We start from the raw sequence: 14,479 nt of genomic DNA on the forward strand, positions 1-14,479 counted from the left end.
ACATATCATTCCCACACGGAATATGCCTTAATGAGAGTAATGGGACTCCTTGAGCTGTGTTTCGAATTTTCGGCGCAGCCAGGTGTGGGCGGCATCTCGCCTGTGGCGCTCATGCCAGAGAAGGCCATAGCGAAACGGGGGCACCTCAAAGGGCAGTGGGAACACGTCGGCGTCGTACCGCCGGGCAAGGTGTCGGGCGATGTGGGTAGGGATGGTCAGGAGAAAATCGCTCTGGGTCACCACCTCCATGGCCGAAGCAAACAGAGAGGTCTCAAGGGCCACGGTGCGCTGCCTGCCCCGGGCGGATAGGGCCCGGTCAATGGGACCGGCCTTGTCGCTTCCGCCGGTCACCACCACATGGGGGGCCTTCAGATAGCCTTCCATATCGCGGTTCCGGGCCAAGGGATGTCCCTTGGCCCCCACACAGGCAAACGTATCCGTACCGATCCAGCGGCACACCACCCCCGGGGGAAGGGGGTCCTCCCCTTCCATGGCGCTTGCCACTTGAATGCGGTTCTCCACAAGCTCTTCCACCACGGTCTCTGAGCGTTCGGTGATCACGGAAACCCGAATACCGGGTGCTTCGGTGTGGAGGGAACAAAGCAGATCAGGGAGCACGAACTGGGCCACGTAATCGCTCACCGCAAGGGTAAACCACCGCTGGCATCCGGCCGGGTCAAAGGGTACCTCCATGGCCATGGCGGCCAGCTCACCCAGAATCACCTCTAACCTCGGTTGCAGGGTTCGAGCCCGTTCCGTCGGTTCCAGGCGATTCCCCACCCGCACAAGCAAATCATCGGAAAACGCCTCTCGAAGCTTTCCCAGGATCTTGCTCATGGCCGACTGGCTCACCCGCATCCGTGCAGCAGCCCTGGTGACGTGCCGCTCTTCCAAAAGCAGTCCCAGGGCCTTTAAATGAGACGGCGACAACGAATCCACAGACATACCCAACTCCTTTATCCATTCATACCGGGGGTGATTCAAGGCAAACGGCACAAAAGCGCTGCCGGGAGTCAAACGTTACAGGTTTTGAGAACGTTTTGCCAGGCTCCGCCGAATCGACAGTGACAGGCATTTGAAACTTTTTTTTGCGACTTGTCACGGCGTGGCCAAAGGCGAAGACAAAGGCTGTTCTAATCCCGCCGTCAGGAGTCCTTTTCCCCACTGCACTCTCTGAACACCCGACAGGCACACTCCCTGCGACACGCCTCGTCTCGACGGGCCACAAAGGCGGCGATGGCCTCGCTCTTGTGCTCGAAGATGTGATCCTCTCCAATGCGATCGATGAACCCCACATGGGCGATGAACTGAAACACGGTGGTTTTCAGGTTGCAGAAGTAGAGGCCGCCCCCCCCCGCCTTGAGGACATCCGAAAGCTCCACCAGCATCTCGGCCCCTGCCAGATCGATGTAGTTAATCCCCTCGCTGACTATGAGCATGTTGGTCACCCTCTCCTTTTCGATCATCGTTTCGATGCGGCTGCGAATACTTCCCACGGATCCGAAGTAAATGGATCGGTCGATGCGGATAATCTTCATGTGGGGGCACTCGTGGAGGGGACGTTTTTCGATGCTTGTGAGCTGCCGGGACCGGGTGGCGGGGTCCGGGGCCATCACCACAATGTCCGGGGTGGAGGAGCGGGAGAGGAAAAGGATCAAGGAAAGAAACACCCCGATGTAAATGGCAAACTCCAGCTCCAGAAACAGGGTGGAGAAAAAGGTCACCGCAAGGATCGCAGACTCAGAAGGGCTCACGCGGAGGATAAACCGGATATGCCTGAAATCGATGAGGTTCCACGCCACAATAAGGATCACGCCCCCCATGGAGGCCAGGGGGAGCCAGGCCGTAAGCGGGGCGATAAGAAGGACCAGGGCCATGAGGGCAACGGCTGCAAAGATGGCAGACAGGGGCGTCTTGGCCCCGGCGGCGTAGTTGACGCCGGAGCGGGTGAAGGAGCCCGACCCCGCGTAGCTTGAGAAAAAACTTCCCACCAGGTTGGAGAGCCCCTGGCCGATGAACTCCTGATTCCCGTCGATGAGCTGCCGGGACCTGGCGCTGTAATGGAACGGGCCAAATCAGACGCCCCAACCAACAGCCGACAATGCAATGGCAAAGGCATCCGGGGCAAGCTGCCGGATCACGGGGATGGATTCTGGCTCCATACGGGGGCTCTGAGGGGATCTCCACCCGCAGAAGCGCAACCCCGTGCTCGGGGCCGCCCATGGCAAGATAGGCGACAGGGTCCTCCGGCCACCATGCCCACGAAGGTTGCCTTCAAACCCTGCGGGCACCATGGCCGCACCGATGGTGACGGCGGCCACCGCCACCACGAACCCGTTGACCGTGGGAATGAGTTGCCATGGCCGCCCAGGTGTCGATAAAGGACTCCCCCCTGTGCAGGTCAGCCCCAGGCAGATGCGTCGACCGGCGCCAGAGGCATGGGCGGCCCCGGAGCCTGTTACCACCGTGTGGGAGACAAAGTTCACCAGGGCGCCAAGTCGCGCCAGCCCAAAGGCAAGCTGAAAGAAGCCCGCAAGGAAAGTAAGGGTCAGGGCAAGGCCGATGTACGCCCCGCTACCGGGCTCGGCGTACTGGCTCACCGCGGAAAAAACCACAATGGAGATGGCTGTGGTGGGCCCTGATATGAGGTGATACGACGAGCCGAACAGGGCTGCCACCACCGGGGTGACCATGGCGGTGTAGAGCCCGTACTCCGGAGGCAGGCCTGCGATGGCCGCAAAGGCAACGGCCTGGGGAAGCACAATGACGGCACCGGTGAATCCGGCCAGGAGGTCTGCTTTCAAGGTGGCCCGGCCAACCAGGGGAAGCCATGTTAAAAAGGGGAAGAATCTTGCGATCACGTCTCTCTCCGTCGGGTGGGCTTTCATCGACACGCGGTTTCCGGAGGTGATGGGGACAGCGATGTATTCCGTGGAGGGTCGTCTGCCCCGGGGGTGTCAATGGGTTCGATTGTAATCAATCCCACGGGACACTGCAAGTAACACGGCAAAGATGTCAAGGCAAGCTATCCATGTGAACCCGGGTATTTCCCACAGACAAAATGTGATCCGCGATTTTCTCAACCACCCTCAGCCGAGTCCCCTGCCCATCTATCCGACCCGGTTTCCCTCCAGGAAATACCACCCACAGGCACCATCCATGCCGTAATTTCATTTGAGCACCTGTCACTTTTCCATCGTGTCATGCGCCCTTCGGTCTTTCCCCATCCCCACCCGGTCGTGCCATGTGCCTGACCCACAGGCCGTTGTGACGCCTCAGTCGTTCCGTTTATTCTCCCAACAAACATCCCAGGGTTTGGACGTAAAGCAGTGTACGTTTGAACGGCGCCGGCCAGACCGGAGACCGTTCAAAACACGTTTTATCATGTGCTGATGTGCATCTTCAGTGCTCACCGAAGCCCCTCTCAGCTCCCTGGCTTCCTTAGTCCTTGCCCGGCCAACGACGTTGCACACGATACCCGAAAGGTGACCCCAGATGTCTCGAAATGATCCGCAAGCCCCACCGGACAACGTATGAATTAATGTTATGGAGGACTTCACGCGTGGAAAAATATGTGTACAGCTTCAACGGCGAAAAAACCGAAGGCGACGCGAGCCTGATGAACCTGCTGGGCGGCAAGGGAGCTAACCTGGCGGAGATGGCACGACTCGGCATCCCCGTCCCCCCGGGATTTACTATCACCACCGAGTGCTGCAACGCCTTCCTTCGCTCGGGCGGGAGCTACCCCCACGGGTATGCCGAGCAGCTCAACGACGCCCTTGTATGCCTGGAGAAAAACATGGGTCTTGCCTTCGGGGACCCCGACAATCCCCTGCTTGTCTCCTGCAGGTCCGGTGGCCGCCAGTCCATGCCCGGTATGATGGAGACGGTCCTCAACGTGGGCCTCACCTCAGGAACCATCCCCGGCCTTATCAAAAAAACGGGCAACGGCCGATTTGTCTACGATTCCTACCGCCGCCTGATCATGATGTATGCGGACGTGGTCATGGAAAAGGCCGAAGGCATTGAGGCGATGAACGGAAACGGCATCCGCAACCAGCTGGAAAAAATCCTGGCCGCGTTCAAGGAGACCCGAAACCTTCAAAACGACGCCGACCTCACCGAAGACGACCTGAAAACCCTTTGCGGTCTGTTCACCGAACGTGTGGAAACGGTACTGGGTGAAAAGTTCCCCGACTCCCCCGAAGCCCAGCTCCAAGGGGCCATCGGGGCGGTCTTCAAAAGCTGGAACGGCAAACGGGCCCAGTCCTACCGACGCATTGAGCAGATCCCCGATTCCTGGGGCACCGGTGTCACGGTCCAGGCCATGGTATTCGGCAACATGGGCGACACCTCGGCAACCGGCGTTGCCTTTACCCGCAACCCCGCCACCGGGGAGAACACCTTTTTCGGCGAGTGGCTTGCCAATGCCCAGGGCGAAGACGTGGTGGCCGGGCTACGCACCCCCGCCCCCATCAACGACGCCACCAAGCGAGACACCAACAAAGGGGTCACCTCCCTGGAAGTCGCCATGCCCGGCGCCTACAACGAGCTGGAAGCCATCCGAACCACCCTGGAGCGGCACTACAAGGAGATGCTCGACATCGAGTTCACCATCCAGAACAAACGGCTCTACATGCTCCAGTGCCGTGTGGGAAAACGCACGGGTACCGCCTCCCTTGTCATGGCCATGGAGATGCTCGAAGAGGGACTCATCGACGAAGTCACGGCCATCAAGCGGGTGAAACCCCAGCAGCTCAACGAACTCCTTCACCCCATCGTGGATCCCGAGGAGGAGAGCCGGGCCGAATGCCTCACCGAAGGGCTCCCGGCCGGGCCCGGCGGGGCCTTCGGCCACCTTGCCTTCACATCGGATGATGCCGTCAAGCTCGCAAAGACCCACCCCAACGTCATTCTGGTTCGCGAAGAGACCAATCCCGAGGACATCGAAGGGATGCGGGCGGCCTCGGGCATCCTCACGGCACGGGGCGGCATGACCAGCCATGCGGCCCTGGTGGCACGGGGCTGGGGAAAATGCTGTATCGTGGGCGCCGGAGACATTACCATCCACCCTTCCATGAACAAAATGCAGATCGGGGACAAGACCTTCAACCAGGGAGATATCCTGACATTGAACGGCACCCGGGGGCGAGTCTACGAAGGGAAACTCAAGATGGTGGACGCAACGGAAGATACACGCTTCCAAAAGTTCATGCAGATGGCCGACGCCTACCGCACCATGGGGGTGCGGGCCAATGCCGACACGCGGGAAGATGCCCAGGTGGCCAAAAGCTACGGTGCAGAAGGCATCGGCCTGTTTCGCACCGAGCACATGTTCTACAGCGCCGGGGCGGACGACCGCCTTTTTATCTTGAGGAAAATCATCTTGAGCGACACCGAGGGCGAGCGGAAAGCAGCCGTGCAAGAACTTGAACCCTACGTAAAGGAGGAGATCAAAGAGACCCTCAAGGCCATGAACGGCATGCCCGTCACCATCCGGGCCCTGGACCCGCCCCTCCACGAATTCGTCCCCCACTCACGGGCCAAACAGGTGGAGCTGGCCGAGGCCCTGGGCGTGGACGTCACCGAGATCAAGCGCCGATGCGAAGCCCTCCAGGAGAGCAACCCCATGATGGGGCACCGGGGCGTGCGCCTGGGGATCAGCGTCCCCGACCTCACAGAGATGCAGGTCAAGGCCGTCTTCGAGGCCACGGCAGAGCTTGCTAAGGACGGGTTCCACCCCCAGCCGGAGATCATGATCCCTGTAACCTGCGACGTGGAAGAGCTTGTGTTCGTGCGCAAAATCGTCAACACCGCCTGTGAAGAAGTGGCGCGGCGTTACGGCCTGGCCTCAATCGTCCACAAATTCGGGACCATGATCGAAATCCCCAGATCCGCCCTTCGCGCCAACCAGATGGCCGAACTCTGCACCTTCTCTTCGGCACCAACGACCTTACTCAGCTTACTTATGGTTTCAGCCGGGACGACGTCGGTGAGTTCCTGCCCACCTACCTGGAAAAGAAAATCCTCCCCGCCGACCCCTTCCAGACCCTGGACCCCTCCGGGGTGGGAGAGCTCATCAAAATCGCCGTGGAGCGGGGCCGCAAAACACGCCCGGACCTCAAGCTGGGAATCTGCGGAGAACACGGGGGCGACCCGGACTCGGTACGGTTCTGCTACAAAGCAGGTCTGGACTACGTAAGCTGCTCCCCCTACCGTATCCCCATCGCCCGACTGGCCGCCGCCCACGCTGCCATTGAGGCGTCGGAAGGGAAAAAATAGCACCGTAAAACCACCACGGGCAGCCCCTTTCCGGGCTGCCCACTCACCACTCACCACTCCCTATTCACTATTCACTATTCCCTGCGCTCTATCCCCCTATGACCTAAATACCTATGACCTATTTTACCTGCCCCCCTACCTCCTGCTCTTATCCGTCAACCGCGCTTCCTTGATAAGGTTGATGCCGAAGAGCAGCAACTTTTCCATCATGTACCCGCAAAGTTCCTCATCCTTTGTCTCCAGAGCAGAAACCAGGCTTCTCTGGTACTCGATGATCCCGTCCGGGTCGTCTCCCAGGTTGTAGTAGTAGGTCAGGTAGTTGATGAAGACGGGCTTTAAGGTATTGAAAATCAGCTGCACGGCAAGGCTCTCGGCCTTTTGGAAGAGAAACTCATGGAAGGCGTAGTCACACTCGGCAAGGGCCCGGGCGTCTTCTCGTGCGGCCTGCTTTTCATCCAGAATCCCGTGGAGATGGCAAAGGTCCCCGGGGCCCAGGTTGTGCACGGCCCGTTTCACCGCAAACCGCTCGCTGATAAGACGAAAATCCATAAACGAGGTGAGGACCTCATCGTTTAGATCCAGGCTGTTTTCAATATAGTAAATCAACAGGGAGAGAGCGGCTTCATTGCGGTAATCCGTCACGTAGGTTCCGCTCTGGGGGACCCGCTTGACCAGTTTCATGTGATCGAGCCTGCTCAGGGCGTCCCGCACGGTGTTCCGGCTCGCATCAAACCGGTCGGCCAGCTCCCGCTCCGAGGGCAAGCGGCTTCCCGGTTCATAGTTACCGTTGAAGATATCCTTACGAAGGCTCTCAAAGACTGTGTCTGCAATACATGTGGGCATGGATCCATCCCGGCCGCCGCACCGGGCAGCCACAAAGGCATCAATAACGTTGACGATACCGCAAAAAGCAGCGACAAACTCAGCCCGCCCCGCGGTACCGCGACACACAGACTTTTACCGGATGGTAAAGGCGTACGTCACAAGTAATACAGGGCCCCAAATTGGTCAACCAATTTTATTTTTTATGTTGCACACAAACAATTAAAAGCCAGTTTCACCCCCGTAAACATTAACATTTCGAAAATAGACCCCGAGATAAACTTTTGTACACTACCAAAAATCCCTTGATACCCCCCGAAATTGGTGCTACCAAAACAATGTTTCTCAACACTCGGAGTCGTATCCGCTTATTTGCTTATTTCAGTTGTTCAGGAGGTGAACCCATGGTCCTTTTAAACCCGAAAAAATACAAAGACAGAAATTACCCGGACGAGCGTTCCAAAGAGATCATGCTCAAGACCATCGACTGGTTCGAGAACAAGGGTCTTGCTGCCATCAAAAAAGACTACCAAGAAAAAACCTTCACCTATGATTTTGCAGAGTTCGTGAAAAACGAGGGCATCTTCGAGACCCTCTTCCTGCCCAAGGGCTACGGGGACGACCCCAACCAGCACTACAGCACCTACAAAATGTTCGAATTCTCTGAAATCTGCGGTTTCTACAGCTCAGCTTACTGGTACATGTACCACGTCTCCACCCTGGGCCTGGACCCCGTTCTGCTGGGTGACAACGAAGAAGCCAAGCACAAGGCGGCCGCCAAGCTTAAGGAGAACCCCCTGTGCGCCTTCGGCCTGTCCGAGCGCGAGCACGGTGCGGACATCTACTCCAGCGACATGAAGCTCTACCCCAAGGGCGACGGCACTTACCTGGCCCAGGGCAGCAAGTACTACATCGGCAACGGCAACGAAGCCGGAGTCGTCACCGTCTTCGGTAAGATTGCAGACACCGATGATTATGTCTTCTTCATGGTGGACTCCAAGCACGAGAAATACGAGTGCATCCAGAACGTCATCGCATGCGACCAGATGTACGTCTCCGAGTTCAAGCTCCATGACTACCCCATCACCGACGCTGAGATCCTCTCCCGCGGCCAGAAGGCCTGGGACGACATGCTCAACACCATCAACATCTGCAAGTTCAACATCGGCTCCGCTGCCATCGGCCTCTCCACGCACTCCCTGTACGAAGGCCTGAACCATGCTGCCCACCGTGAGATCTTCGGTAAGAAAGTCACCGAGTTCCCCCACATCAAGCAGCTCTTCTTCGACTCGTACATCCGTATCACGGCCATGAAGCTCTTCGGCCTTCGTGCCACCGACTACATGCGCGCCGCCGGTCCCGAGGATCGCCGCTACCTCCTGTACAACCCCCTCATGAAAATGAAGGTGGCCATCCAGGGCGAAATTGTCCATGAACTGATCTGGGACGTTCTGGCAGCCAAGGGTTTTGAAAAGGATCAGCACTTCGAGCACGCAGCCGTCCAGATCAAAGGCATGCCCAAGCTGGAAGGCACCAAGCACGTCAACATGGCCCTCATGGCCAAGCTGATCCCCAACTTCATGTTCAACCCGAAAGAGTACGAAGAGGTCGGCCTGAGAAACGGCGCTGAAAACGACGACTTCCTCTTCAACCAGGGCCCCACCAAAGGCTACGGCAAGATCCAGTTCCACGATTACATGCCGGTCTTTGAAAGCGTTGACCTGCCCAACGTCAAGGTCTTCATCAAGCAGGTTGAGCTTTTCAAGCAGCTCCTCATGGAGTCCGCCAACGACCTCATGGGCCAGATGGCAAACTTTGACTTCCTCTACGCCATGGGCGAGATCTTCTGCGTGATTCCCTACGCCCAGCTCATCGTAGAGAGCGCCAAGCGTGAAGGCATCGAAGACGACATCCTCGACTCCATCTTCGACGTCTTCGTCCGAGACATGAGCCGTTACGCCCTCGACCTGGCCATGAAGCCCTCCAGCACCGACAAGCAGCAGGAGCTCTGCAAAGAGATGGTCATGAAGCCCGTTGTCAACGAGGAGCGCTACAACCGCGTGATCAACGACCACCTGTATGCCCTGGTGGACGCGTACAAGATGAACCCCTAAGAACAGCCCGACCTGCTCCTTCTCCCTGATATGGAGGAGAAGCAGGCTCCATTGAATAGAAAAAGGCAGGACCGATTCGGTCCTGCCTTTTTTCTTTTCCGGCGACCCGGCCCATGAACGACCCGGGCTACCCCGCCTCTTTCACCTCACAGCCACCGAGCATGTCGCTGCCCTCATTCACGGAGATGGCCTTCACATCATAAAGCTTTTCCAGCTGCTTGATGATCTGGGGTAACCTCTCGTCCTGTTTGACCAGAAGCTGCATGCGGCTTTCGGTGGTGCCGGTGAGGCCCACCACGTAGACGCCGTCCAGGTTATAGTTACGCCGGGCAAACAGACCGGCAATCCGGGAGAGAACCCCGGGGTGGTTGGAAACGGTAAGGGTCAATGTGCAATCAGTCATGGGTGGCTCCTTCTTCGATCATGCGGGTGTTGGCGGCTCCCGGAGGAACCATGGGAAAAACATTAGCTTCCTGGGGAATGGCGATATCCAGGAGGGCCGGGCCGCGGGCGTGGAGAAACTCAGTCAGGGCCCCGTCGATACAGGCGGCAAGGGGCAAACGGCGCCCCGGGATACCGAAGCCCCGGGCGATGGTGGTCAGATCCGGGTTCCGGTTGTACTGGGAGGCCATGTAGCGGGCCCCGTAGAAGAGCTCCTGCTGCTGGCGGACCAGCCCAAGGGCTCCGTTGTTCAGGACGATGACCTTGACGTTTAAGTCCTGCTCGGCCAGGGTGGCCAGCTCCTGGATATTCATCATGATGGAGCCATCACCGGAAAAACAGATCACCGGGGCCTCGGGGTTGGCAAGGGCGGCCCCGATGGCCGCGGGCAGGCCGAAGCCCATGGTGCCCAAGCCGCCGGAGGTCAAGAGACGACTGGCTTCATGGTGGGGGTAGTGCTGGGCCACCCACATCTGGTGCTGGCCAACGTCGGTGGAGACAAAGGTCCCGGCCTCCGCAAGCATGCCGATGCGCCGGATCAATGCGGGGGGCTTGGCGTCGTCCAGCTCCCCTGCCGGAGTCGGGTGGGCCTCTTTCATGGCGGCAACAGACGCGTCCCAGGTTCGCCTGGCCCTGTCCGCCACCTTAGGCAACAGACTGGAAAGAATCTCCCCGGCGTCCCCAGTGATGCTGCAATCCGAGGGTCTCAGCTTATCAATCTCCGCTCCGTCAATGTCCATGTGGATGATGCGCGCATGGGGACAGAAGGCGGCAATGCGCCCGGTGGCACGGTCGTCAAACCGAACCCCTGCGGCAATGAGCAGGTCCGACTGATCCAGAATCAGGTTGGTGGCCCGTGAACCGTGCATTCCAAGCATCCCCAGCGAGAGGGGCGACTCCGAAGGCATGATGCCAAGGCCCATCAAGGTGGTGACCACCGGGATCCCCGCCTTTTCGCACAATTCCCGAACCCTTGCACCGGCCCCGGAGTTGATGATGCCCCCACCTGCGTAGAAAACGGGGCGCTCGGATGCGTTGATGATCTCTGCGGCACTGGTAAGGGCATCCTCTTCCGGTGATGCCGGGCAGATCCTTGTGCCCTTCTCCGGCAGGGTGTCAATGTCGATGAGTTCTGTCTGAACATCCTTGGGGATATCGACCCAGACCGGCCCGGGCCGCCCGCTCATGGCAATGCGAAAGGCCTCGGGGATGACCTCCAGAAGCTCGGCGGCGCTGCGAACCAGAAAGTTATGCTTGGTTACCGGCAGGCTCATGCCGAAGGTGTCCACCTCCTGGAAGGCGTCGGTGCCCATGAGGCTCATGGGGGTCTGGCCGGAGATGGCCACAACCGGGACCGAGTCCAGATGGGCATCGGCAATGGCCGTGATGAGATTGGTAACACCGGGACCGGACGTGGCGAAACAGACCGCCGGAACGCCTGTGGACCGGGCCATGCCCTGGGCGATGAACCCCGCCCCCTGCTCATGCCGGGCCAGAATATGGCGGATGGGGCTCTCCCGCAAGGCGTCGTACAGGGGAAGGTTGGTGCCGCCGGGGATCCCGGCAAGGCACTCAACGCCCTGCCGTTCGAGAAGCTTGATAACGATCTCTGCTCCTGAATACTCCATGGTTCTCTCCTTTCCTTAAAATGAAATCATGCGTGCGTGTCCGGCTGCCGTGCCGGATGCCCAAAATTCATGCATAAAAAAACCCCGGTCGGTTGGTTCCGGCCGGGGTTTTGATCAGCGTTGCTCTGCGTCTCGTCTCACCCCGGCCTGCCCACGCAGACCACCACCACCACCACCACCACCACACACACCACGAGGGAGGAAATCGTCAGGGCGGTATGGTTGGTTGAGATGGTCATCATCAAAAAGGTCCGTTGGGTTAAGTCGAGGTTGTTAAAAATATAAAAAAAGCCCGGTCGGTTGTTCCGGCCGGGCTTTGTCTCAATCTATGGGAGCAAAGTCTCAGCCGGAGCACACCACCACATGCACCACCACACCCACCACGCGAACGTGGGCGTTTGAAGCGGTCATCTGAATGTTGTTGAGGCTGAGCACGTTGTTGTTTCCTTATCGTCAAAAAATGGAATATTGGTTAACTTTGAAGGCATTCAAGACATTTGTCAACTGTTTTTACAAATCAAACAATTCAGGTGAGTTTGCCGGGGTCACGCAAATAAAACAACCCCATCAATCCCACGACGCCCCCCTCCTATAACCTATAACCTATGACCTGTTTCCTATTCCCTACTCACTATTACCCATTCACTATTCACTGCCCTAAAGCCCCCTCGCCGCCTCGCTCCTCAGCGCCCCCGAATCCTTCGTTTCAAGAATCTCATTCACCGTCGCCAGCATCTTGGCCCTGTCCTTCTGAAGCTCCCCACTCACCGGCAGGTAATTGGAGGCGTGGGCCCCCACGAATTTAAGCTTATCGATGGTGATGTTCTCGAAGATGGTTTTCATCTCTTCCAGGGTCTCGAAGGGGTCGGGCAACAGGTGTGTCCCTTTTTCGCAGGCGTTAAACAGGACGGTCCCCGGCACCGGGGTGTAAGTGAGGGCGGCGAGGTATCGGGGTTTCATGCGGTTGGTGATCTCGGCGGTGGATTCGGCGTGTCGGCGGGCGGCCTCGCCGGTTCCGGCAATACCCAGCAGCACCATGGAGGAGAGGTTGATGTCAGCCCGAACCAGGCGCTGCCCGGCTTCGAGCATCTCGTCAGCGGTCACCCCTTTCTTGACGGCGGCCAATACCTGATCATCTCCGGACTCCACGCCGAGGTAGGCCTTGGTGAGTCCGGCTCCCCGCAGGACCGAAAGATCGTCCCCCTTGGCCAGGGTGCTTTGGGGGCCCACATAGCTGCCCACGTGGCGCAGGGAAGGAAAGGTCCGGTAAAGGGCGGCAAGGATCTCAAGGAGGGCTTCGGTCTCCATGGCGATGGCGTCCCCGTCGCAGAGGAACACTTTCTCGACATCGCCGTAGTGGGCCTTGGCCATGCGGATGTCTTCCATGATCTCGTCCATGGCGCGCACCCGATAACGCTTGTCCTTGTACATCCCGCAAAAGGTGCACTTGTTGTGGGAGCACCCGACGGTGCACTGCAGCAAGTAACTGTTGGCCTCGCTGAACGGCCTGAAAATCTGTCCTTCGTATCGCATTGTGTCGCTCCTCAGGTGGGGTGAATATGCCACGGAACTATTTCATCCCTGAGGAATAGAGACAAGCAAAAAACGCCTCCGGCGGCCAGGGAATAAATCCCCTGGACCCCAGGTTGCGAAGGCACCAAGGCAATCATCATGCCAACGTTTTTGAGGCATTCGCGTGCAGTGTGACATATGGCAACCGCTTTTGCAGGAGAGACCCATTTCATTCTACAGGAAATGCGATGAAAGGCATTTAGTAAGGATATTTCACGAGTCGGGTGCGCTCATGCGCATGACACGACAACCCCCTGAGACACTTTACTTTTTCCATCATCCCTGCTAACCCTAAACGAAACAATCACATTGTTCTCCCCCCGCCCCGCCATCCCAAACAGGATACCTGAATCCATGAAAAAAAAGATCGTCATCGAGGCCTTCACTCCCTATGCCATGTCCTGGGTTGCAGGCTCCACCCTGACCCTGGATATCATGAAGCACTTCGGCATCGACACCATGGCCGATGCCACCTGGCTCAACAACGCCATCACCCTCTCAAAGATCGTGGGAAACCTTGCCGCGGCCTGGTTCCTGGTAAAACTCCGGCCCAAGAAAGCCTTTGCCCTGGCCTCGGTCCTCATCACCTGTGGCGTCATCGGTGCCTTTGCCCCGTCTTACACGGTGTATGTCGCCTCCCGGTTCGTCATGGGATTCGGCGGGGCCCTGGTGATCGTCTATTTCGCCCCCATCGTGGTCCGGTACTTCGACCCGGAGGAGCGCCCCCTGGTCAACGGCATCAACGCAGCCGCCTTCAACACGGGAAACCTGCTGGCCCTGCTCTTCACCGGCGCATTGCTCTCCAAACTCGGTACCTGGCAGAACGTTAACCTGACCATCTCCGCAGCCAGCGGCCTGCTCCTTCTCATCTGGTGGGTGTTGAGCGAGGATTTCGACCTGGGAGGGCAAGGGGCCGATGGCACCGCAGACAGCGCGGAGTACACCCTCACGCAAGGGTTCCGTGAGCCGGTGAACTGGTGGCTCCCCATCACCTACTCGGGGCTCCTCTTCTGCTACATCTCCATTTTTGCTCTCTTTCCACTGATGCCTGACTTTGCAGCAAAGGCCGCCCACCTTTCGGCCATCATGATCGCTGCGGGCATGGCCGGCACCGTTGCCGGGATCCTCAGCGCCAACCGATACCCCCTGCGAATTCCCGTCATCCGGTACAGCGGGCTGAGCATGACCGCCTGCGCGGCGGTGATGGTTCTCACCACAAACCCGGTCATTGCCTATGCCACGGCCTTTATGGCCGGTTTTTTCATGTTCCTTCCCATGCCGGCCCTCACCACTCTGCCCCAGGAGCTACCGGGTATGACGCCGGGACGCATCACCGTGGTGTTCAGCATGTTCTGGTCCATCTCCTACCTCATCGAAACCATCCTGATGTACGTGGCTGGGGTGTTAGCCGACTCCACGGGCAATATCTCCGTTGCCGCGTACTTTGCTGTGGCCTGCTCTTCGACCTTTTTCCTTGCCTCGTTCTTCCTGCCTGAGACCGGTCGGCAAAAGGCACCGTCACCAACTGTCACCGCTGAAGACACCTTATAGCCCGACTCGCCCGAAGGGTGAGAAAATCAAGCAGCAAACCCTTATTTACAATTTGCATTTTCAAAATGG

General features: G+C 58.4%; 9 protein-coding genes and 2 pseudogenes. 3 read left to right on the top strand and 8 right to left on the bottom strand.

Features of this window, described 5'->3' with window-relative positions:
- Positions 1-27: 27 nt before the first annotated feature.
- From ACOYW2_RS12875 to ACOYW2_RS12890, 4 genes and pseudogenes are all read right to left on the bottom strand, one after another.
- The gene (locus ACOYW2_RS12875; RefSeq protein ID WP_482770666.1) at positions 28-945 is read right to left on the bottom strand and encodes a LysR family transcriptional regulator; all 918 of its coding nucleotides are present in this window, start codon (positions 943-945) and stop codon (positions 28-30) included.
- 200 nt (positions 946-1,145) lie between these two features.
- Positions 1,146-1,613, bottom strand: coding sequence for an STAS domain-containing protein (locus ACOYW2_RS12880; RefSeq protein WP_482771024.1), 468 nt, complete (start codon positions 1,611-1,613; stop codon positions 1,146-1,148).
- Positions 1,614-1,730: 117 nt separating this feature from the next.
- Positions 1,731-2,039, bottom strand: a pseudogene (locus ACOYW2_RS12885) (SulP family inorganic anion transporter); the annotation flags it as partial.
- A gap of 36 nt (positions 2,040-2,075) precedes the next feature.
- Positions 2,076-2,861, bottom strand: coding sequence for a SulP family inorganic anion transporter (locus tag ACOYW2_RS12890; protein ID WP_482770667.1), 786 nt, complete (start codon positions 2,859-2,861; stop codon positions 2,076-2,078).
- A gap of 758 nt (positions 2,862-3,619) precedes the next feature.
- Between ACOYW2_RS12890 and ppdK the strand changes: the two are divergent.
- Positions 3,620-6,282, top strand: a pseudogene (gene ppdK / locus ACOYW2_RS12895) (pyruvate, phosphate dikinase).
- A gap of 135 nt (positions 6,283-6,417) precedes the next feature.
- Here ppdK and ACOYW2_RS12900 read toward each other — a convergent pair.
- Complete coding sequence (locus ACOYW2_RS12900) at positions 6,418-7,125, bottom strand: FadR/GntR family transcriptional regulator (RefSeq protein ID WP_482423257.1); 708 nt, start codon at positions 7,123-7,125, stop codon at positions 6,418-6,420.
- Positions 7,126-7,508: 383 nt separating this feature from the next.
- Between ACOYW2_RS12900 and ACOYW2_RS12905 the strand changes: the two genes are divergently transcribed.
- Positions 7,509-9,218, top strand: coding sequence for an acyl-CoA dehydrogenase family protein (locus ACOYW2_RS12905; RefSeq protein ID WP_482770668.1), 1,710 nt, complete (start codon positions 7,509-7,511; stop codon positions 9,216-9,218).
- 127 nt (positions 9,219-9,345) lie between these two features.
- On the opposite strand, the gene ilvN is transcribed toward ACOYW2_RS12905, so the two are convergent.
- The 3 genes from ilvN to ACOYW2_RS12920 form a co-directional block, all read right to left on the bottom strand.
- Positions 9,346-9,621 (bottom strand): acetolactate synthase small subunit, encoded by a 276-nt coding sequence (ilvN, locus tag ACOYW2_RS12910; protein ID WP_180141749.1) that lies wholly within the window; start codon positions 9,619-9,621, stop codon positions 9,346-9,348.
- A complete protein-coding gene (ilvB, locus tag ACOYW2_RS12915; RefSeq protein ID WP_482770669.1) occupies positions 9,614-11,287 on the bottom strand; it encodes a biosynthetic-type acetolactate synthase large subunit in 1,674 nt (557 codons plus the stop codon). Before ilvB ends, ilvN begins: the two co-directional genes overlap by 8 nt.
- 657 nt (positions 11,288-11,944) lie before the next feature.
- Complete coding sequence (locus ACOYW2_RS12920) at positions 11,945-12,820, bottom strand: radical SAM protein (protein WP_482415987.1); 876 nt, start codon at positions 12,818-12,820, stop codon at positions 11,945-11,947.
- Between the two features lie 393 nt (positions 12,821-13,213).
- Between ACOYW2_RS12920 and ACOYW2_RS12925 the strand changes: the two genes are divergently transcribed.
- A complete protein-coding gene (locus ACOYW2_RS12925; RefSeq protein WP_482770670.1) occupies positions 13,214-14,410 on the top strand; it encodes an MFS transporter in 1,197 nt (398 codons plus the stop codon).
- The last annotated feature ends 69 nt before the right edge of the window (positions 14,411-14,479 follow it).

This window comes from Desulfoluna sp. CLI2B (assembly GCF_056847375.1).

Coding starts and splice junctions, on each gene's coding strand:
- ilvB (WP_482770669.1), bottom strand. CDS start 11,287: ATGGAGTATTCAGGAGCAGAGATCGTTATCAAGCTTCTCGAACGGCAG.
- ACOYW2_RS12920 (WP_482415987.1), bottom strand. CDS start 12,820: ATGCGATACGAAGGACAGATTTTCAGGCCGTTCAGCGAGGCCAACAGT.
- ACOYW2_RS12875 (WP_482770666.1), bottom strand. CDS start 945: ATGTCTGTGGATTCGTTGTCGCCGTCTCATTTAAAGGCCCTGGGACTG.
- ilvN (WP_180141749.1), bottom strand. CDS start 9,621: ATGACTGATTGCACATTGACCCTTACCGTTTCCAACCACCCCGGGGTT.
- ACOYW2_RS12900 (WP_482423257.1), bottom strand. CDS start 7,125: ATGCCCACATGTATTGCAGACACAGTCTTTGAGAGCCTTCGTAAGGAT.
- ACOYW2_RS12925 (WP_482770670.1), top strand. CDS start 13,214: ATGAAAAAAAAGATCGTCATCGAGGCCTTCACTCCCTATGCCATGTCC.
- ACOYW2_RS12905 (WP_482770668.1), top strand. CDS start 7,509: ATGGTCCTTTTAAACCCGAAAAAATACAAAGACAGAAATTACCCGGAC.
- ACOYW2_RS12880 (WP_482771024.1), bottom strand. CDS start 1,613: ATGGCCCCGGACCCCGCCACCCGGTCCCGGCAGCTCACAAGCATCGAA.